This is a genomic window from Hymenobacter sp. BT559 (genome assembly GCF_016427535.1).
Classification (GTDB): domain Bacteria; phylum Bacteroidota; class Bacteroidia; order Cytophagales; family Hymenobacteraceae; genus Hymenobacter.
The window spans coordinates 935,270-954,312 of sequence record NZ_JAELXV010000002.1; the positions used below are offsets into that span (position 1 = coordinate 935,270).

Consider the following 19,043-nt stretch of genomic DNA (forward strand, 5'->3'; position numbering starts at 1 on the left):
GGCGTTTGGCTTGCAGAATTCTGAGCCTGGCCGCCGACCTAGGCCGTAACTTTGTAGACTATTGGATAAGCTATGCAATATTTAGAAGGCCGCCGCTACGTGGTGATGGCCATTTTTATAGTGGTGGGGATGTTGTTTGCGGGGCGGCTGTTTTACCTGCAGGTGCTGGACGATTCTTATAAAGCTGCTGCCGACCGCAATACCCTGCAGCGACAGGTGCAGATACCCTACCGCGGCCTCATCTACGACCGGCACGACTCGCTGCTGGTGCAAAACACGCCCGTGTACGACCTTGTGGTGGTGCCTCGCGAAGTGCGGGGCCTCGACTCGGCCAAGTTTTGCCGGGTCATGCAGCTTTCTATCGAAGACCTGCGCCTGGGGCTGCGCTTTGCCAAAAAATACTCGCGGGTGAAGCCTTCGCCGCTGCTCCAAAACTTGAGCACGCCCGAGCTGGCCGCCATCAACGACCATCTCATTGACTTCCCAGGATTTCGGGTGCAGGCGCGAATGGCGCGGGCCTACCGTACCCAAAACCTGGCGCACGCCCTAGGGTACGTGGGGGCCATTACGCCAGCCTTCCTCGAAAAGCCAAAATATGCCAAGTACCAGCCCGGCGAAAACGTGGGTATCTCGGGCCTCGAAGCCTACTATGAATCAACCTTGATGGGCCAGCGGGGCGTACAATATCGCCTGGTAAACGTGCGCGGCATCGACAAGGGGCCCTTTCGCAACGGGGAGTTCGATACGCTGTCGGTGGCGGGGCAGGACCTGCACCTAAGTATCGACGCCGAGCTGCAAGCCTACGGCGAAACGCTGCTGGCCGGGCGCCGGGGCTCCATCGTGGCCATCGACCCCAAGACGGGCGAGATACTGTGCTTTGTGTCGGCGCCACACTACGAGCCCCAAATGCTGACCGGTAAGGGCATGGGCAACCGCTACATGGACCTGCTCAAGAACCCCAACCGCCCGCTCTTCGACCGCCCGCTGATGGCGACCTACCCGCCGGGCTCGGTGTTTAAGATAGTGAATGAGTTGGTAGCCATGCAGCTAGGTGTGGTAGGGCCCAACACCGGCTTTCCCTGCAACCAATCGCTCATTCACTGCACCCACCGCCACGAGTACCCGGCAAATCTTAGCATCGCCATCAAGAACAGTTGCAACCCGTACTTCTACCAAGTGATGCGGGCAGCGGTATTGCGTCACCAATCGCCCAATGGCTTCGAAGATGCCCGCCTAGGTCTCGGCCAGTGGCAAAAAATGGTCAAGTCGTTTGGCCTAGGTGAGAAGCTGGGCGTGGACATGGGCCAGGAAAAGCGTGGCCTCATCCCCTCGCCCGAGTACTACGACAAGCACCTAGGCTACCACCGCTGGAATTTCAAGACGGTATACTCGCTCAGCATCGGGCAGGGCGAAATCGGTATCACAGGCCTGCAAACGGCCAACGTGATGGCCACCATTGCCAACCGGGGCTACTACTACGCGCCACACTTCGTGCGCAGCATCGGCAAAGACGGGCAGCCGCTGCCCGAGTACCGCCAGCGCCACTACACGGCCGTCGATACCACGCTGTTTAAGTACGTTATTCCGGGCATGTGCGAGGTGGTAGACGGGCGCGGCGGCACTGCCCCGCTGGCCTCGTTGCGGCAGTTTGGCATCTCGGTGGCCGGCAAAACCGGCACGGTGCAAAACTCGCACGGCTTCGACCACTCGGCCTTCGCCGCCTTCGCGCCGGCCAACGACCCCAAAATTGCCATTGCGGTATTTATCGAAAACGGGGGCTTCGGAGGCAGCGCCGCCGCCCCGGCCGCCGGCTTAATGATGGAAAAATACCTGCGCGGCAAAGTGGCCAACTACCATCACCGCATGGAAGACTGGATTAAGTACGGTAACCTGACCATCAGAGCTAGGCACTAGTAAACGGTGCCCCTAGGTCGGCTTTCAGGCACTAAACAACAAAAGGGACAGCCAAGCGGCTGTCCCTTTGTTTTTCAATGACCAGTAGCAATTGGCGCTATTTGGCCGGGTACCCCTCGTTTTGCTTTAGGTTGGGGTTGGCCGCCAGCTGGCGCTGCGGCACGGGGTACAGTGCTTTAGTTTTATCGCTGGGCCGGTGGTCCCACCACGAGGCGGTAGTAAAGGTGCCGAAGCGAATCTGGTCGGTGCGGCGCTTGCCTTCGAAAATGAATTCACGGCCCCGCTCGGCCAGCAGCTCGGGTAGCGTGAGGGTGGCCGCGGTGTAGGTTTCCTGGGCTACGTCAGAGGCCTTGAAGGCCCGGCTGTGCACCTCGTTAACTAATCTTAAGGCTTCCGGTACTGCCGTGCCGCCGTTTTTGCGCATCAACGCCTCGGCTTTGTAGAAGTAGATGTCGGTGAGGCGGTACATAATCCAGTCGTTGCTCCAGTACTTGGCCTCCGACTGCCGGCCTGGCTGATACTTGTTGAAGCGGGCGCCGCTGTTTTCCTCGCCGTCAATCATGGTCGAGCTAGTCTTGTTTTCGCTGGCCCGCCGAATTTCCTTTACAAAAACTAGTGGCTTACCGCGGTATTCTTCGGTGCCTTCCACTGGCTTAGTCGGGTTGGTGAGCTGGTACTGGGTGCCGATGAGCATCCAGGTAGATTTGCGCAAGTCATTGTCCTTGAAGGCATCGTAGGCGGTCGGAATCACCACCATGCCGTTGTTGCCGTTGGCATCGCCGTCATAAATTAGGCGCTGGGCGAAGTGGTAAAAGTCGCCGCTCCAGCCGCAGCGGGTGGGCGTGGCCTGGTAGTCGTAGGTGAGCTGGAAGAGCGCCTCCTTCGAGTTGTCGTTGGTGTTGTTATAGGTCGCAGTCAGGTTCGAGTCCAGCACTGGCGCCCCGTTCAGGCCACCGGTAGCGCCCGAGCTGATTTTGTCGCAGGCCGCGATGCACTCATCCCACTTGGCCGTGCCAGTCCACACCTCCGCGTTCAGGTAAAGCTCGGCTAGCATCGAGTAGCCAGCGGCTTTTGTAATGCGCCCAATTAGGGCCTTGCTGAGATTAGGCAGCAGGTCTACGTTCTCTTTCAGTTCCTTTTCCACGAAGGCAAAGACCTCGGCCCGCGGCGCGGTGGGGGGGCTTACTGGCTCGCCTACCTTGGTTACGATGGGTACGTTGCCGTATAAGTCCATCAGCTTGAGGTAGTGAAAGGCCCGGAACACCTTGAGCTCGGCAATGAAGGCAGCCTTCTCTTGGTCAGAAACGCCGGCTCGGGCGAAATCAACCCGCTCGAAGTCACCTAGGGTGCTGTTGCAGAAGCCAATGCCCGTATAAATCAGCCGCCAGGGGTCCCATACGAAGTTTTCGGTGTATACCCAGCTGTGGCCGTGCTGCCGTATCCACTGGGCATCGTCGTAGCCGTGGCGGCCCTTCTGGGGCCAAGCCAGCTGGTCGGCCGACATCTCATTGAGCCGCCAGTAGCCAGTCTGGCCGGTGGGCGCCATCCAGGCGTTGGCGTGGGTGTAGGGGCGCAGCACACCCGCCAGAATCTCCTGGCGGTTGTTATAAAACTTGGCGGCGTCAATCTGGCTGTAAAGCGTTTCATCCAGCTTGGTACAAGAAGTGCCTAGTAGCAAGGTGAGCGCGCCGGTTAGCAAAAAACCTTTGGATAATCGTTGCATAGAGGTGGGATATTAGAAGCCAACGTAGAGACCAGCCGTGAAGGAGCGCGTGCGCGGGTAGAAGCCGCGGCCATCGATGCCAGGGGCTAGGCCTGTGTCGTTCACTTCGGGGTCTAGGCCGCGGTACTTAGTAAAGGTCAGTAGGTTGCGGCCCGTCAGGTACACGCGCAGGTTGCGGATATAGCTGGTGTTAAATTTGAAGTTGTACCCTAGGGTCACGTTGTCGAGCTTGACGAAGCCGCCCGGCTCGAGGTAGTAGTCCGAGTACTGCAGCACGTCATTGATTTGGTTGTTGCGCGAAATGGCATCTTGCAACACGTTGTTGGGCAAGTACACTTTGTTGCCGAAGAACACCTGTTGTAGGTTCAGGATGTCGTACTTGAACTTGCCGCGGAAGAAGAGCGTCAAGTCAAAATTCTTGTACTGGAAGCGGTTGTTCCACGACATGTAGTACTTGGGCACACCGTTGCCAATGTAAGCGTAGTCGTCGTTGGGCGCGATTTTGTCGGCTGTAACTGCTTCGCCAGTAGCCTTGTAAAACAGCCACTTGCCTTCGGGTGTGAAGCCCGCGAAGCGCTTGCCGTAGAAGCTGCCCAGCGGCCCGCCCTCGATGGTGCGGATGGCGTTGCCGAGTGCCCCGAAGCCCCCGATGTCGCCGAAGTTCAGGAACGTGGTTTTATACACGTCGTCCGAGAAGGACACCAGCTTGTTGCTCTGCGTGCTGCCCGTGAAGTCCATGCCCCAGCTGAAGTTTTTGGTCTTCATCACGGTGCCGCTTAGGGTTACCTCTAGGCCTTTATTGTCGATAACGCCCACGTTAGTAAACACCGTAGACTGCACGAAAGGTGGCAACTGGGTGTTGAAGTTGCCCAGCAGGTCCGACGTGCGCCGGCGGTACACATCAATGGCGCCGGTGAGGCGGTTGCCGAAGAGAGCAAAGTCAACGCCCACGTTTACCTCTTGCTTGCGCTCCCAGCGCAGGTTGGGGTTGGGGTTGTTGTTGGGGCCGTAGGTCTGGCGCCAGATGCCATCGTCGTTCAGGTACTGGTTGCCGGTACCTAGGCGCACCACCGACTGGTAGTTCGGAATACCCTGGTTGCCGGTTACGCCGTAGCCAGCGCGCAGCTTCAAGTCATTCACGAAGGAAACGCCTTTCATGAATGACTCCTGGCTGATGGCCCAGCCTACCGAAGCGGCCGGGAAATCGCCGTACTTGTTGTTGGCCCCGAAGCGCGACGAGCCTTCGTGGCGCAGAATGAATTGCGCAATGTACTTGTCTTTGAACGAGTAGTTTACGCGGCCAAAGAAAGCAATAAGCTTGTTGTCTTCCTTACCGCTGCCCAGCGACGCCTTACCCAGTTGCAGGAAGTTACCCGCCCCTAGGTTATTTTCCTGAAACACATCGTTCAAGAAGCCGCTGTTGCCCGCTTCAAACGACTCAGCTACGCGATACTGGTAGCTGTAGCCGCCCAGCACCCGGAAAGTATGGGCCTCGTTAAAGGTGCGGCCATATTCGAGCGTCGACTCGAAAGTATAGTTGTTTTCTAGGTAGTTGCGCTTGCGAGCATAAGCGGTGCCGCGTACGGGCGTACCATTCAGCTCGCCAAGCTGCGAGAAGCGAGAGCCCGCCTGCCGGTACTCATTGTCGTTCTGGGCGTCGCGCACCACGGCCCCAAACGCCGTAGCCCGCAGGCCCTTGATGGGCTCGAGCGTAAACCGAATGTCGGCCGACGTCGTGTTTTGGTCGCGCAGGTTGCTTTCCTGGGTGAGGCGGCCGATGGGGTTAGTCGTCGAGCCTTCCTCGTAGAACGTACCGTCGGGGTTATACACCGGCTGCGTGGGGTTGCGGCCCAGCGCATTCTCAAAGTCGCCGCCGTTGCCACCGAGCAGGTTAGCCTTGTTGAAGTTGGTGGCTAGGTCGAGCTGCGCGCTCAGCATGTCATGAAAGCCCCGCTGGTTGAGACTCAGGCGCCCGCCGTACTGCTTGCGCCAGTTCTGAATCGTGATGGGGTCCGCGTTATTGTAATAAATAGAAGCTCGGTAGCTGCCCGTAGTGCTGCCGCCTGACAGCGCCAGGTTGTGATACTGGCTCAGATTGCTCTTGTTAATCAGCAGGTCGTAGAAGTCGGTCGAAGCACCTAGGTCCTGCATTTGGCCCGCCTTGGTATTAGTCGGGTCGGCGCGGTACGCCCGCCAATCATCGGCAGTTAAGAAGCTGGGCCGCTTGGCCACCACCTCGCGCTGGATATAAGTCGAGTAATCGAAGTGGGCCGGGCCGTTCTTGCCTTTCTTGGTCGTAATCAGAATAACGCCCGCGTTGCCGCGGGTGCCGTAGATGGCCGCCGCCGAGCCGTCCTTTAGTACGTTAAACGACTCAATGTCATCCTGCTGCAGCAAGTCAAGGTTGCCGCCCGGAATGCCGTCGATAACGATAAGCGGCGACAAGTCACCATTTACCGACACAATGCCCCGCAGCTGAATGGCCGGGCTAGAGTTGGGGTTGTTGCCCTGGGTACGCGTTACTGACAGGCCCGCCACCTTGCCCTGAATCAGGTCGAGCGCGTTGCGCGTGCCGCCCTGGTTGAAATCTTCCGACTTCACCGTGGCCACGGCCGAGGTCACTTCGGCCCGGCGCTGCGTGCCGTAGCCTACTACCACCACCTCGTTCAGCGACTTCACGTCCGTCTTCAGAGTCACATCGACTGTGGTGCGGTTGCCAATGGGCACCTCTTGTGCCGTAAACCCAACAGCCGAAATCACCAAGGTGCCCGTGGCGTCGGGCGCCTCCAGCGAGTAGGCCCCATCAGCGTCGGCCGCCGCTCCAATGGAGGTGCCTTTAAGCAAAATGGTAGCCCCCGGAATGGGTTTACCCAGCTCATCTTGCACGTGACCTCGCACCGGAACGGCAAAGTTAATCGTTTTAGCAGCCGAAGCTGACTTTCGCTTTAAGCCGGTCAGCGCTTTGCCTTCGGCGGTTGAGCAAACCGTAGTAGAGAGCACAAGTAGCGCGCCAGGCAGCAGCGTACCCCTTGTCATTCTCCACCAACCAGTTGTTTGGTGTAAGTGGTCAATCATACTTTAAAAAGTTAGGGTGGGGAAAAAACTGCAGCCCTTTTACTGGGTTTTGCAGGCAACTAATTGTGAGTATGTCGATTAGGCTGATAATGGCCTTCTATTTCGGACTGACGCGGTGTGCTAGGTAGCGGCTTGCTTAAGTAAATCTTAGGGCGAGTCAAAAATTCTTCTTAGCTCGTCACCATCCTGATTAATCAACTAAGCGCTATAAATCTATGTAAATTGAGTGACAAGCAGCTAGAATAATACTGTGCCAGCGCTTGCATTAGGTTAGTGCTAAGAGAAGGGGCGAAATGTACTACTAATTATTCATAGGATGTACACGTTGTGCCTAGGCTAGGTGAAACATTTTAGCAGTTTATTACGTGGGCGCCAAAAAGAACCGGGTAGGGGCCAGGCTGCAGCAGTTGAGCTTAAGAATCAAGTGCTTTGGTAGGGTGCCGCGCTACTGCGTTGGCATTCTGCACGCACGGCGTCTTACTGGTGTGCTATTCTTATAGCGACTGGTGCCTAACTGCAAGGCACCCTAGGACTTCAAAGCTGGCGGCCCGACCTTTGCGGAAAATTTTCGCATGTATCCAACCGTCGCTATCCGTTCGTCGCGCAGCATCGACTGGCTCACGGTATTGCTGTACCTGGCGCTGGTGGGCCTGGGGTGGGTGGCCGTGTACGCAGCCTCCTACGCGCCCCCCTCTCCCGATGCGCCCGCCGTGCACGCGCTGCGCGACCTCAGCTTTTCGGAGCTGATGGCCTTCAACTGGTTTAAGCAGCTGCTGTGGATGGGCACCGCCATAGTACTCATTGTGGTGCTGCTAGTGGTCGATTATAAGGCGTATGATACCCTCGCCTACATTCTGTATGGCGGCATGATATTGCTGTTGGTGCTCACCATCTTCATTGCCCGGCCCATTGCGGGGTCACGCTCGTGGCTCGAACTGGGGCCCGTGCGCTTGCAGCCCGCCGAGTTTGCCAAGTTTACGACGGCGCTGGCGGCCTCACGCTTCATGGCTGGCATCAACCTAAGGCAGCAAAACTGGCGCGACCAAGCCGTGCTGGCCGGCCTCACACTACTGCCAGTGGCACTTATTCTGGCTTCGAATGAGACCGGCCAGGCGCTGGTGTTTGCGGCCTTGCTGCTGGCTTTTTTTCGCGAGGGCATGTCGCCGCTCATTCTATTGCTGCTGGCGGCAGGGGGCGTTATTCTGCTGCTGGCGCTGCTGGTGCCTAAGCTGTGGCTGGTGGTAGTCTTCACGGTGCTGCTGCTGGCCGCCTTTGGGCTCAATTCGCGCCTGTGGCGCCACCACCTGCCGCTGAGCCTGAGTGTGTGGGCCGCGGTTATCGGTATGGTGTTCGGGGTCGATTTCTTTTTCAACCACGTGCTGCAGCCCCACCAGCGCCAGCGCATCGAGATGCTCATCGACCCCGGCAAAGACCCCCTAGGTAAGGGCTGGAACGTGACGCAGAGCAAAATCGCGCTTGGCTCGGGCGGCTGGCTGGGCAAGGGCTTTCTTAAGGGCACCCAAACCAAGTTCGACTTCGTGCCCGAGCAGAGTACCGACTTCATTTTCTGCACCGTAGGCGAGGAGTGGGGTTGGGTGGGCTGCATCGTTGTGATAGGGCTATACCTCACGCTGCTCTGGCGCATTTTGCTGGTGGCCGAGCGCCAGAAATCGGTATTTGGGCGCACCTATGGCTATTGCGTGGCCAGCATCCTGTTTGTGCACTTCACCGTGAACCTAGGGATGACTATGGGCCTGATGCCGGTGGTGGGTATTCCGCTGCCATTCTTTAGCTACGGCGGCTCGTCGCTGTGGTCGTTTACCATTCTGCTCTTCACGCTGCTGGCCCTCGATGCCCACCGCAAGCAGGACCTGCTGCGCTAGAAAGCGAGTGGGGGCAAGGCTAGTTGCGCACGCAGGGTCGCTTAGTCTCCACACGCTCTCACTTAGTTACCTAGGTCAACCCACGGCCTTACTCCGCAAATAAGCGTCATCCGTCGAAGCAAAAGCCGGCCCCGTCGACTAGCTACTTGGCCGGAAGGGAGTGCAAATCACCTTTGCATAGGTATCGCACTACACCTTCTCACCCCTAGCTAGTATGGAAAGAAAGCATTTTCTCAAGAGCCTCCTTATGGGGGCTGCGTCGGCCCCAGTATTGCTTGCCGCCTGCGGCAAAGACGAGGTGGCGCCGAGCACTGCCACCACAACTGCCAATGGCACAGGCACTACTACTGCCACTGGCTCGGGCAGCTGCACCGTGGCGCCCACCGAAACTGAGGGGCCCTTTCCGACGCACACGCCCTCGTCGTATGTGCGCAGCGACATCACCGATGGCCGCACGGGCTACAAGCTGACGGTGAAAATCACGATAAACAGCAGCGCCAATGGCTGTGCTGCCCTGGCCGGGGCGCTGGTCGATATCTGGCACTGCGATGCCCAGGGCAACTACTCAGAATACGGCGGCACCGGTATGCAGAGCACCAACTATACGAACGTGCATTTCTTGCGCGGCCGCCAAACCACCGACGCTAGTGGCTTGGTGACGTTTACCAGCATCTTTCCGGGCTGGTACTCGGGCCGCGCCACCCACATCCACGTGCACGTGTACAACGCCAACGGCACTTCTCTGAAAGTAACCCAGATAGCGTTTCCTGAAGGCGCCGGCACGGCCCTGGCCGCCGTCAATGGCTACGGCAAGGGCCTGAGCGGCTACACGTATAATAAATCGGACAACGTATTCAGCGACGACACGGCGGGCGCGGAGATTGCCGCCGTAACGGGCAACACCACCGATGGCTTTGTGCTCACGATGGCCATTGCGGTCTAATATCTAATTATTAGTTCATTACGACACTAACTGGCCACTACCAAATGCCGCCCCGCGTGATTACGCTTGCCTACCGCAAGGTGCTCGATGCCACGGCTTCCAAGCCATGGGACAAGCTTGTGCTAGTCGATAGCTACCGCGAGCTGCGTATGCAGGCGCAGCTCTACAACCCCGGCGGGCAGTACCGCACCTTCGGCGAGCTGCTACACTATGTGCCCGGCGCCGATAAGCTGCATTTTTTGGTGGGTGGCTCTATCGGCGGCTACGTGCAGCAGCTGAAGGGAGTAGTGCCCGACATTGTCAACAACGTGGGGCGTTATTTTCTAAAATTTACGCGCTACCAGTTCGAGCTGATTAACTCGGACCTGCACGACCAAAGCAAGCATCAGGTAGCCATTACCTTTTATGCTGAGCCGCTGCACTGGCACGACAGCATTGCCCCTTACTTGCTCGTGTCGGATGCCGCCGCGCCGGCCGAAGCCAGCGGCGAAGTACTGACGCACCTCGTGCAGCTGCAGCCCTATCTCACCATTCATTCTCTGCACCCGGCTAGCTAAGATGATAACCCAAGCGCCTGGCAAAATCTACCTGGCCGACCAGCGCGGCGTGGTCGAAAGCCCACAGTTTCGGCGCCAAAGCACCCTTAGCTTTGGCGACTATCAGCAGGAGCACAAGGCGCCCATTGGCCGCCTCTACGGGCTGAATGAGGAAACACTGGCCGGTGGGCACGAGGTAGAAGTGCCTGTAGCCCAAGATTCCTACGTGGTTGTGCTGCCCATTACGGGCACCGTCGCCTACAGCACGGGAGGCGGGGCGCACGGCACGGCGGAGGTCGGCACAGTACTCATCATTTCAGCTCCCGCTGGCACGCTGCTGCTGCTGCGAAACCCTTACGCCAACGAGCTGATTAGCTTCCTGCATTTGTGGGTGCGCGCCTCTGCGCCGCTCACGCCGCCTGCGCCAGCCGTTGGCCTTGTTGCGGTGTTTGAGGAACTGCGCGAAAACGAGCTGCTAGAGCTGGTGAGCGTGCGCACGCAGGGCCAGCCGCCAACTCAGCCTAATCTGCCAATTATGCTCAGCCTAGGTCGGTTTATGGGGCGGCAGGAAGCCGTGTATAGCTTGGCTAGCAAAAGCAACCAACTGGTTGCCTTTGTACTAACGGGAGCCTTCGAGCTGGAAGGCCGCTTGCTGCACGAAAAAGACGCCCTGGCGCTCTGGAACGTCGATTCTGTCGAACTGGAAGCCCTCAGCAACCACGCCATCGTGCTGCTGCTCGAGCTAGTGCCCTAGCCTAGGTGCCTCCGAAGGAAGCCTGCCAGTCAAAGCGGCCTATAATCGCCTACGCTACCAGCGCCGCCCGCGGCCGGGCCCTGGTAGCTTCGCCAGCCAGGGCATACCCTAGGCGCCGGCAAACTTGCGTTCAATCAGCTTGAGCAGCTTGCCCACGTGCTCTTCTTTGCGGCTCCAGTCGTGGCTATTGGCCAGCTCCTGGCGCACGTAGGCCATGGCGGCATCGGCCGTGGGTAGCGAGTCGAGGTGCTGAATGGCGGCATGATACTCCATATTTTCCCCATTAAACAGCTCATTGATAAAGCTAAAGCGCTGATTGATGGAAATGGCTTCCCGCAGACTGCCTACCTTGGGCGCGCTGCGCTCGGCCAGCGGCGCCCCACCCTGGGCCGAGTGGCGCAGCGTACTCGCCAGGGGCGCGGCGGCCGCTGGCTGCGTGGCCTTGAGCTTTTCGTAGAGGGGCACCGCGCTCGTGGGAGATGGTTCCTCCTCGGTAGGCGGGGCCGTAGACGATTCAGCGGCAGGTGTAGGGGGCGTAGGGGGCGCTACTGGTGCTGGCTCGGGGGCCGGTACAGCAGCGGCTGGGGCCGGCGCCGGTGCCGGCGTAGGCGTGGGAGGGCTAGCCGGTGCGGGGGTAGGCGTAGCCGGGCCATCATCCCAGAGGTCGGCCTCGGTGAGGGGGAGCAAGGCGCTGAAGGCAGCTACCAGCCGCGGCATAGCATCGACGGCCTTGGTGTGCTTGGCTTCGTAAAGGGCGAAGCGCTGCACCAGAAAATCGCGGCTCAGCGGAGCGTTGCTGGTAGGTAGGCTGTCCACGAAGCTCTGGTAGTACTCCTTGTCTTGGTCGAGGTAGCGGAGAGCGTCGCGCAGCTCGGCCACTGGCACGGGCTCGTCGGCATCGGCGCTGGCGGCGGGCAGCAGCAGGCGCTCGAAGGCCAAAGCCGGGTCGGCGGCTAGCAGCAGCGTGTCGGCCGCAGCCTGGGCGAGCAGGGGCTCCAGCGCCGCCCGGTCGAGGCGAATGTGGCGCGAAAGCACGTTCATAAACTGCGTGAGCGCTGTGCGCACCGCCTCGGCCTCAAAGTTGAAGTAGGGGCTCCGAAGCTGCTGCGCCTCGTGCTGCCAGCGCCCAAGCAACTGACGCACCATCAGTAAGTTGAGCTGCCGGATGGGCGTGAACTTGAGCAGTGCCGGACCATCGAGGGTGGCGTCGGGCTGGAAACCAAAGTGCTGCTGGCACAGCCGGGACGCAAGCCGGCGGCCGTATTGCTCGCACTTGGCGAGGCTATAGTTATCTTGCATAAAACCGCCGGGTGGGTCCGGCCTTTTCGCCGCCAAGTTAGCCACAAATGCCCCTGCTGCACCTTATCAACCTGCCGGGCCCGCCCGTGGCGGTGCCCGCCGGGGCCACGCTGCTAGCGGCTATTCAGCGGGCTGGCCACGACTGGCGCCACGCCTGCGGGGCCAAGGGCCGCTGCACTACCTGCCGCTTGCAGGTGCTAGCCGGGGCCGAGCACCTCACGCCGCGCACCGAGCCCGAGCTGCGCTACCTAGCCGCTGGGCTGCTGCTGCCGCACGAGCGCCTAGCGTGCCAAGTGCGCCTGCCCCAGGGCGAGGTTACGGGCCAGGTGCCCGAAGCCACCAAGCTGCCACACGTCGAGTACGTGGGCTGAGCAACTGAGCTATCAGAAGCGCACGAAAAGGGCTTGGCTTGGGTTCGCTTAGCCGCTGGGTTACCTTTGTTAGGAGGTCGTAAATTCGCTCTGGCGAGGTTCGTCCTTCGTTTATTTTTGCCTGGGAAGTAGCACCTAGGGATTTTTTCTACCTGCGTCCTTTTCTCAATTACCGCTTCATCTTGTTTACCGAGCCCCATCGTCCTGTTGATTTTTTGCGCCGCCGCGGCTGGCTGGAAGTAGTGTGCGGCTCCATGTTTTCGGGCAAAACCGAAGAGCTGATTCGCCGCCTCACCCGGGCCCGCATTGCGCGGCAACGGGTCGAGATATTCAAGCCCGCCCTCGATACCCGCTACCACGACCAGGATGTGGTGAGCCACAACCACAATAGCATCCGCTCGACTCCAGTGCAGTCGCCCTCCGAAATTTTGCTGCTGGCCGGCGGCGCCACCGACGTAGTGGGCATCGACGAGGCGCAGTTCTTCGACGAGTCGCTGGTAGACGTGTGCCGCCGACTGGCCGATGCGGGCACCCGCGTCATTGTGGCAGGGCTCGATATGGACTACCTAGGGCGGCCCTTTGGCCCCATGCCCGCCCTGCTAGCTACGGCCGAGTTTGTGACCAAGGTGCATGCTGTGTGCGTGTGCTGCGGCGAACTGGCCGCGTACTCCTATCGTCTCTCGGCCAGCGAAAGCCAAGTGCTGCTGGGCGAAACCGATGCCTACGAGGCGCGCTGCCGGCCTTGTTTTCTGGCGGGACCTGCGGCCCGGCCGGCCATCGAGGCGGCACGGGCGGCCCAGGCGGCGCGCTAGCTATCGGTGCTGCGACCATCCCCTAGGGTGCCATAGCCAAGCGCTAGGCGCGCTAAGGCCACCAGCCGGGCGTTCGAGCCAGGCGTTTTATTGCTTCTGCTTTTTTGCTGCTTATGCGCTACTTCTCCCCGCTGCTGTTGGTTTTATGGGTGCTTGCGCTGGCAGCCCGCGCGCAGGGCGTGGCCTATGGCGATTGGCAGCTGCATCTGCCAGCGGCTCGCCCCTACATGTTAGCCGATGCTGCCGACCGCCTGTACGTGGTCGATGCGTCATCTTTTTACTACTACGATAAGGCACTCAATACTACGCAGCTGCTCTCGCGCCGCGATGGCCTGAGCGACGTGGGCGTGAACGCCGTGGCCTACGACTCGGCCAGCAGCCAAGTCATTATATCCTATCAAAATGGCAACATCGACTTGCTGCGCCCCGATGGCACGGTCAAGAACGTGACCGACGTGCTACGCAAAGCGCAGCAAACGGCCAAGGCCATTACCCAGATACAGGTGTACAACGGCTTGGCTTACCTAGCAAGCAACCTAGGGCTGATTGTGCTGGACCTAAGCAAGCTCGAAGTGCGTGACACCTACAGCGCCATCGGCCCCAGCGGCCAGGCCGTGACAGTATATAGCACGGCCGTTGTGCACGACACCATCTTTGCCAGTACCACGCAGGGCGTGCTGCGCGGGCGCCTTAGCCCAGCCATTAATCTGCTCGACTACCGCAACTGGACCAAAGAGCTACCCAATCCCAGCCTGCCGGCCGATACGTACCGGCAGCTGGCCACCTACCGGGGGCACGTCTACGCGCAGTCGAGCTACCGGGGGGCCTACAGCCTGGTAGGCACAGGCAGCGCCCGCGCCTGGCACCCGCTGCAGGGCAGCTACGGCACCGATGCCCGCCGCCTGCGCACCAGTGCCGCGGGCCTGCTCATCAGCTTCGATAATACCGACCTGCGCAGCTACAACCCCCGGACGGGGGCGCTTAGTACGGTGCTGCCCAAAGAAGCCCTAGGTGCCTATCCGTTTGACGTGGTGCGCCAAGCCGACGGCACTGTCTATGTAGCTAGCTACGACCGCGGCCTGCTGCGCTTTGCGGCGGGCAGCACCACGCCCGAAATCATTAAACCCAACGCTCCCGCCACGGCCGAAGCATATAGCCTGCTGGCTGATGCTGCCACCAACTCGGTGGTAATTTTCAGCGGCGGCTATAGCGGCGATAACGGGTTGCAGTTTGGCCGCCGCGATGGCTTTTATGAGTATCGGGCGGGCCAGTGGACCAACTACACCGCCAGTAACTATCAGGCCGCCGACTTCCCCAACCTGCTCGACATGTCGCACGGGGCGCGTACGCCCGATGGCACACTCTACGTAGCCAGCTACGGCAATGGCTTGCTGCAGTGGCAGGGGCCGGGGCAGTTTAAGCAGTACACCTTTGGCACGCCAGGCTCGCCGCTGCGTAGCACCCTCGACCCCGACCAGCGCTACATCGATTATGTGCGCGTAACCGACGTGGCTGCCGACCCCGGCGGCCAATACCTGTGGCTGGCCAACCGCCACGAGCGGGTGGGGGTGTCGGGGCTCTACCGCTTTCGCCCCGGCCCTAATACCTGGCAGGTGGCGCCTTACTTTCCCGGTTCCCAGAACTTCGACCGGCTAGTGGTCGATGCCTACGGTAACCCCTGGGCTGCGCAGTCGCGCAAAGGTGGCGCGGGCCTGGCCGTGTACGATACGCTTAGCCGCCAAGTTATTACTTTCAACACGGGTACTACTGTCAACCAAGTGTATGGCATGGCCCGCGACCGCACCGGCAGCATTTGGATTGGTACCGGCGATGGCGTGGCGTACTTCAGCGACCCCAGCCAGGTGGTGAGCTTCCTGAGCGGTACCAGCAGCCTAGGTAGTGCGGGCACCTTCGCAGTGCCCATTGTGCGGCGCGGCACGGGCACCGGCTACCCGGCGCTTTTTAATACCATCGTGCGCTGCATTGCCGTGGATGGGGCTAACCGCAAATGGCTGGGCACGCCCAGCGGCCTCTGGCTGTTTAGCCCCAACGCCGATGAAGCCCTGCTGCACTTCACCACGGCCAATAGCCCGCTGCCCAGCAACAGCATTGTGGACGTGGCTGTGAACGACAAAACCGGCGAAGTATTCGTGTCTACCGATGGCGGCGTGGTCAGCTACCAGGGCTCGGCCACCCTCACCGACGAGGCCCCGAGCTGCGCCGAGGTATTTCCGAACCCGGTGCAGCCCGATTTCGTGGGCCAAGTGGGCATCCGCGGCTTGGTCAACAACGCCTACGTGAAGATAACTGATGTGGCGGGCCACCTCGTGTATAGCACCCGCGCCAATGGCGGCACCCTCACCTGGGACCTCAACGATGCCCAAGGCCGGCGCGTGCGCTCGGGCGTATACCTAGTGCTCACCTCCGACGCCGACGGCAAAAACGGTTGCGTCAGCAAAGTGGCCGTATTGAGCCGCTAGGGGAGGAAATTCAGCGACTAGTGGTTATTAATAAGCAGTAGTCCACCAGCGCAAGTGCCCCTAGATAAGGCCTAGGTACGCCATGCGAATACTAGCGCCGGCACCCTGCCCATCGTTTTATAATTGCCCACCTCGCTCCTCATGCTAATAAAAACCCGCGGCATCGTTCTCAGCTTTCTCAAATACCGCGAAACCAGCATCATCGCCCGCATCTATACCGAGCGGCGCGGCGTGCAGAACTACATTGTGAACGGCGTGCGCAAGGCCAAGCCGCCGGGGCGCATTGCCCTGTTTCAGCCCCTCACGCTGCTCGAACTCGTGGCCTACGTGCCGCGTCAGGGCAGCGACCTAACGCGCCTCTCCGAGTTTCGGTGCGCCGAGCCGTTCCGCACGCTGCCCTACGAGATGCGCAAGAGCAGCGTCGCGCTGTTTTTGTCGGAAGTGCTGAGCAAGTCGGTGCGCGAGGAAGAAGAAAACGAGCCACTCTTTCGCTTCCTGCACGATTCCATAATGGCTTTCGACGAGCAAACGGTGGGTACCGAAAACTTTGCCTTGCTCTTTTTGCTGCACCTGGCGGGCTACCTAGGGTTTGGGGTGAACACCGGCGCCGAGCTCATGGACCAAATCGTGCTGGCCGGCACCGCCATGGGCCCCGGCCAGGGCAGCGGCATCGCCACCGTGCGCCTGCGCGAATTTGAGCAGTACTTCGACGAGCTGTTGCACACGCCGGCCGCCGTCACCATCCCCAACGGCCAGGTACGGCGCGAGCTGCTCACGGTGCTCATTCGCTACTACCAGCTCCATGTGGAGGGGTTGGGTGAAGTCAAGTCGCTCGATATTCTGAGTGAGGTATTAGGCGGTTAAAACTGGCAGCGCTTACAAATAAAAAGCCGCTTCCTATTACGGGAAGCGGCTTTTCTGTTGCCCTAGGTACTCGGTAGGATGCGGTTTCATCCCATCCCAGGACTATTTTTTCTTGACGGGGGCTTTTTTGGCCGGAGCTTTTTTCGCGCCCGCGGCTGCCTTCTTCACCGGAGCCTTGGCCGCAGCTTTGGCCGGTGCCGTAGCCTGCGGCGTGGGCGTGCCCTTAACGTCTATCAGTTCCACGTCGAAGCTCAAATTAGCATTAGCCGGGATGTCGCCGCCCGCGCCACGCTCGCCGTACCCTAGGGCCGACGGAATATAGAGCGTCGCCTTGCTACCCTTAGGCAGCACCGCCAGGCCCTGGTCCCAGCCCGCGATTACTTGGCCCTGACCTAAAGTGAAATCAAATGGCGTGTCACCGTGCTTGGCCGTAGAGTCAAACTCCTTGCCCGTTTCCAGCACGATGCCACGGTACTTCACGCTCACCGTTTGGCCCGGCTTGGGCACCACGCCCGTGCCGCGCTTGGTGATGACGTACCACGTGCCACCCGGCGTTTTCTTGGCCTGCGAGGTCAGGTTCTTCTCCTTAAAATATGCCTGAATTTTAGTATTGTCTGTCACTAATTGCTTAGCGGCGCGAGACTTGGCAGTGCGCTGCATCTCGGCCATCATAGCTTGCTGGCGGGCCTGCATCTGCTCCATGGTCACTAGCTCTTTGGCGGCCACCGTCAGGCGCAGGGCATTGCCCGAGCGCTTGATGAAGGGCGGCACTGCTTGCCGCATCTGGGCAAAGGCCGTGTCGGCATTAAAGCGAAACACGGCGCTATCGCCGGGTAGCAGCAGGCCCATCGCCTCCTCAATCGAGCCGGGCTTGGTGGTGGGGGCCAGGCCCACCGGCACGGGCTCGGGCCGCAGCCGGCGCGAGGCCATCAGCACCGAGTCGCGGTCGGTGCGGTACTCAATGTACACTAGCAGCACCTGCCCGGCGCGGCTGGCATAGGGCGCATCGCCAGCGGGTGCCAGCACCCTAGGGGCGTAGTGCCCCGCCGCATCGCGCCGAAACAGCTGGTACTGCGTGGTGCTGCCCGGTAGGGTCGCAAAGCCGGGGGCTGGTGTGGTCTGGGCCGATGCCCCCTGGGCTAGTAGCAAGGTGCTCAGCAACAAAAAAATAAGTCGCATAAAAGTTGTCGAAAAGAAAAGTAGGGTAGGGCTGCAAAGCAAAAGTGGTGCCTTGGCACAACGCCTAGGCACCACTCGCGGCCCCTCTGGGCAAGAGAGAAAACAAAACCGCCGCACCCCTCAGGGCACGGCGGCAATTAGTACCTAGGTGCTTACTGAGCCGGGCCGGCCGGCGCATCCTTAATACCTACCAGCTCCACGTCGAAGCGCAGGGGCGAGTTGGGCGGAATAGCCGCGCCCGAACCACGCTCGCCATAAGCCAGCGACGACGGAATGAGCAGCGTAGCCTTGGCGCCCTTGTTGAGCAGTGCCACGCCCTCGTCCCAGCCCGGAATCACTTGGCCGCGACCTAGGGGGTATTCGAAGGGCTTGCCGCCCATGCTCTTAGCCGACGAGTCGAACTCTTTGCCGTCGAGCAGCGTGCCGCGGTACTGCACGCTCACTAGCTGGCCCGGCTTGGCTACCGGGCCCGTGCCGGGCTGCGTAATGATGTAGTACACGCCGCCGGGAGTCTTCTTGGCGTTGGTCAGGTTGTTTTTCTTGAGGTAGTCTTGCAGGGTTACCTCATCTTTTTTGTTTTGCGTCTCAGCATAAGCCTGCATTTGCTTCTGCTGCTCGGCCATCATTTTCTGCTGCAGCGTCTGCTCCAGCGCCTGCTCTTCCTGCGCCGTGATGAGCTTGTCGGTCTTCACGTTGATAACAATCACGTTGCCGCTCTTCTTGAGGAAGCCGGGCACCGGGCGGCCCTGGGGCTTGAACAGCGAGTCGGCATTGAAGCGGAACACGGCGCTGTCGCCGGGCTGCAGCAGCGAGAAGGCTTCGTCGGGCATGCCTTTGCGCTTCACTTCCATCATGGGCATGGGCACGGCCGTACCCGCAAATTTCTTGCGCGTGTCTTCCAGTACCGAGTCTTTGCCGGTGCGGTAGTACAGGTAGGCCGTCATAAACTTGCCTATCCGGTCCTTATAAGTAGGGTCTTCGCCGTTGGCCACCTCGCGGCGCTCGTACTTACCGCCAACGTTCTTGAAAATCTTGTACTCAATCCCCGACTTGGTTTTGTCGAAGTCGCCCCCGCCTTTGTTACACGAGGCAAGGAAAGAGGCCAGGCTGAGCGCACCGGCCGCTAGGGCCAGCTGCCGGGCCCCGCGGGGCCGGAAAGAAAACTGCATGAAAACAGAAATTATTAGGAATACAGAACAGATACGAGGCC

The 19,043-nt window shown here is 60.1% G+C and carries 14 protein-coding genes; 9 read left to right on the forward strand and 5 right to left on the reverse strand.

Annotated features, from left to right (window positions below; translation table 11 throughout):
• Window positions 1-72: 72 nt before the first annotated feature.
• Window positions 73-1,914 carry a penicillin-binding protein 2 gene (mrdA, locus tag JAO77_RS10405; RefSeq protein ID WP_198990277.1) on the forward strand — a complete coding sequence of 614 codons (1,842 nt, stop codon included), beginning with the start codon at window positions 73-75 and terminating at the stop codon, window positions 1,912-1,914.
• 97 nt (window positions 1,915-2,011) lie between these two features.
• Here mrdA and JAO77_RS10410 read toward each other — a convergent pair whose 3' ends face one another.
• Window positions 2,012-3,637 (reverse strand): RagB/SusD family nutrient uptake outer membrane protein, encoded by a 1,626-nt coding sequence (locus tag JAO77_RS10410; protein ID WP_198990278.1) that lies wholly within the window; start codon window positions 3,635-3,637, stop codon window positions 2,012-2,014.
• A gap of 12 nt (window positions 3,638-3,649) precedes the next feature.
• The gene (locus tag JAO77_RS10415; protein ID WP_235998347.1) at window positions 3,650-6,673 is read right to left on the reverse strand and encodes a SusC/RagA family TonB-linked outer membrane protein; all 3,024 of its coding nucleotides are present in this window, start codon (window positions 6,671-6,673) and stop codon (window positions 3,650-3,652) included.
• Window positions 6,674-7,284: 611 nt separating this feature from the next.
• Here JAO77_RS10415 and rodA point away from each other — a divergent pair.
• The 4 genes from rodA (at window position 7,285) to JAO77_RS10435 (ending at window position 10,828) form a co-directional block, all read left to right on the forward strand.
• Window positions 7,285-8,595, forward strand: a complete 1,311-nt coding sequence (gene rodA / locus JAO77_RS10420) for a rod shape-determining protein RodA (protein WP_198990280.1) — start codon at window positions 7,285-7,287, stop codon at window positions 8,593-8,595.
• Between the two features lie 214 nt (window positions 8,596-8,809).
• A complete protein-coding gene (locus JAO77_RS10425) occupies window positions 8,810-9,538 on the forward strand; it encodes a dioxygenase family protein (protein WP_198990281.1) in 729 nt (242 codons plus the stop codon).
• 44 nt (window positions 9,539-9,582) lie between these two features.
• A complete protein-coding gene (locus JAO77_RS10430) occupies window positions 9,583-10,095 on the forward strand; it encodes a hypothetical protein (protein WP_198990282.1) in 513 nt (170 codons plus the stop codon).
• 1 nt (window position 10,096) lies between these two features.
• Window positions 10,097-10,828: a pirin family protein gene (locus tag JAO77_RS10435; RefSeq protein ID WP_198990283.1), complete on the forward strand. Its 732-nt coding sequence runs from the start codon at window positions 10,097-10,099 to the stop codon at window positions 10,826-10,828.
• A 108-nt stretch (window positions 10,829-10,936) separates the two neighbouring features.
• On the opposite strand, the gene JAO77_RS10440 is transcribed toward JAO77_RS10435, so the two are convergent.
• Window positions 10,937-12,127, reverse strand: coding sequence for a DUF8457 domain-containing protein (locus tag JAO77_RS10440; protein WP_198990284.1), 1,191 nt, complete (start codon window positions 12,125-12,127; stop codon window positions 10,937-10,939).
• 47 nt (window positions 12,128-12,174) lie between these two features.
• On the opposite strand from JAO77_RS10440, the gene JAO77_RS10445 reads away from it, so the two are divergent.
• The 4 genes from JAO77_RS10445 (at window position 12,175) to recO (ending at window position 16,654) form a co-directional block, all read left to right on the forward strand.
• Complete coding sequence (locus tag JAO77_RS10445; RefSeq protein ID WP_198990285.1) at window positions 12,175-12,498, forward strand: 2Fe-2S iron-sulfur cluster-binding protein; 324 nt, start codon at window positions 12,175-12,177, stop codon at window positions 12,496-12,498.
• Window positions 12,499-12,680: 182 nt separating this feature from the next.
• Complete coding sequence (locus tag JAO77_RS10450; protein WP_286192451.1) at window positions 12,681-13,310, forward strand: thymidine kinase; 630 nt, start codon at window positions 12,681-12,683, stop codon at window positions 13,308-13,310.
• Between the two features lie 113 nt (window positions 13,311-13,423).
• Entirely contained in the window at window positions 13,424-15,790 is a 2,367-nt protein-coding gene (gene porZ, locus JAO77_RS10455; protein ID WP_198990286.1) for a type IX secretion system anionic LPS delivery protein PorZ, read from the forward strand.
• A gap of 141 nt (window positions 15,791-15,931) precedes the next feature.
• Entirely contained in the window at window positions 15,932-16,654 is a 723-nt protein-coding gene (recO, locus tag JAO77_RS10460; protein WP_198990287.1) for a DNA repair protein RecO, read from the forward strand.
• Between the two features lie 102 nt (window positions 16,655-16,756).
• Here recO and JAO77_RS10465 read toward each other — a convergent pair whose 3' ends face one another.
• The gene (locus JAO77_RS10465; RefSeq protein ID WP_198990288.1) at window positions 16,757-17,833 is read right to left on the reverse strand and encodes an FKBP-type peptidyl-prolyl cis-trans isomerase; all 1,077 of its coding nucleotides are present in this window, start codon (window positions 17,831-17,833) and stop codon (window positions 16,757-16,759) included.
• A 152-nt stretch (window positions 17,834-17,985) separates the two neighbouring features.
• Window positions 17,986-19,002 carry an FKBP-type peptidyl-prolyl cis-trans isomerase gene (locus JAO77_RS10470; protein WP_198990289.1) on the reverse strand — a complete coding sequence of 339 codons (1,017 nt, stop codon included), beginning with the start codon at window positions 19,000-19,002 and terminating at the stop codon, window positions 17,986-17,988.
• Window positions 19,003-19,043 lie beyond the last annotated feature (41 nt).

Bases quoted from the DNA above. Each gene is read 5' to 3' on its own strand.
- mrdA (WP_198990277.1), top strand. From the start codon at position 73: ATGCAATATTTAGAAGGCCGCCGCTACGTGGTGATGGCCATTTTTATA.
- JAO77_RS10410 (WP_198990278.1), bottom strand. From the start codon at position 3,637: ATGCAACGATTATCCAAAGGTTTTTTGCTAACCGGCGCGCTCACCTTG.
- JAO77_RS10415 (WP_235998347.1), bottom strand. From the start codon at position 6,673: ATGACAAGGGGTACGCTGCTGCCTGGCGCGCTACTTGTGCTCTCTACT.
- rodA (WP_198990280.1), top strand. From the start codon at position 7,285: ATGTATCCAACCGTCGCTATCCGTTCGTCGCGCAGCATCGACTGGCTC.
- JAO77_RS10425 (WP_198990281.1), top strand. From the start codon at position 8,810: ATGGAAAGAAAGCATTTTCTCAAGAGCCTCCTTATGGGGGCTGCGTCG.
- JAO77_RS10430 (WP_198990282.1), top strand. From the start codon at position 9,583: ATGCCGCCCCGCGTGATTACGCTTGCCTACCGCAAGGTGCTCGATGCC.
- JAO77_RS10435 (WP_198990283.1), top strand. From the start codon at position 10,097: ATGATAACCCAAGCGCCTGGCAAAATCTACCTGGCCGACCAGCGCGGC.
- JAO77_RS10440 (WP_198990284.1), bottom strand. From the start codon at position 12,127: ATGCAAGATAACTATAGCCTCGCCAAGTGCGAGCAATACGGCCGCCGG.
- JAO77_RS10445 (WP_198990285.1), top strand. From the start codon at position 12,175: ATGCCCCTGCTGCACCTTATCAACCTGCCGGGCCCGCCCGTGGCGGTG.
- porZ (WP_198990286.1), top strand. From the start codon at position 13,424: ATGCGCTACTTCTCCCCGCTGCTGTTGGTTTTATGGGTGCTTGCGCTG.
- recO (WP_198990287.1), top strand. From the start codon at position 15,932: ATGCTAATAAAAACCCGCGGCATCGTTCTCAGCTTTCTCAAATACCGC.
- JAO77_RS10465 (WP_198990288.1), bottom strand. From the start codon at position 17,833: ATGCGACTTATTTTTTTGTTGCTGAGCACCTTGCTACTAGCCCAGGGG.
- JAO77_RS10470 (WP_198990289.1), bottom strand. From the start codon at position 19,002: ATGCAGTTTTCTTTCCGGCCCCGCGGGGCCCGGCAGCTGGCCCTAGCG.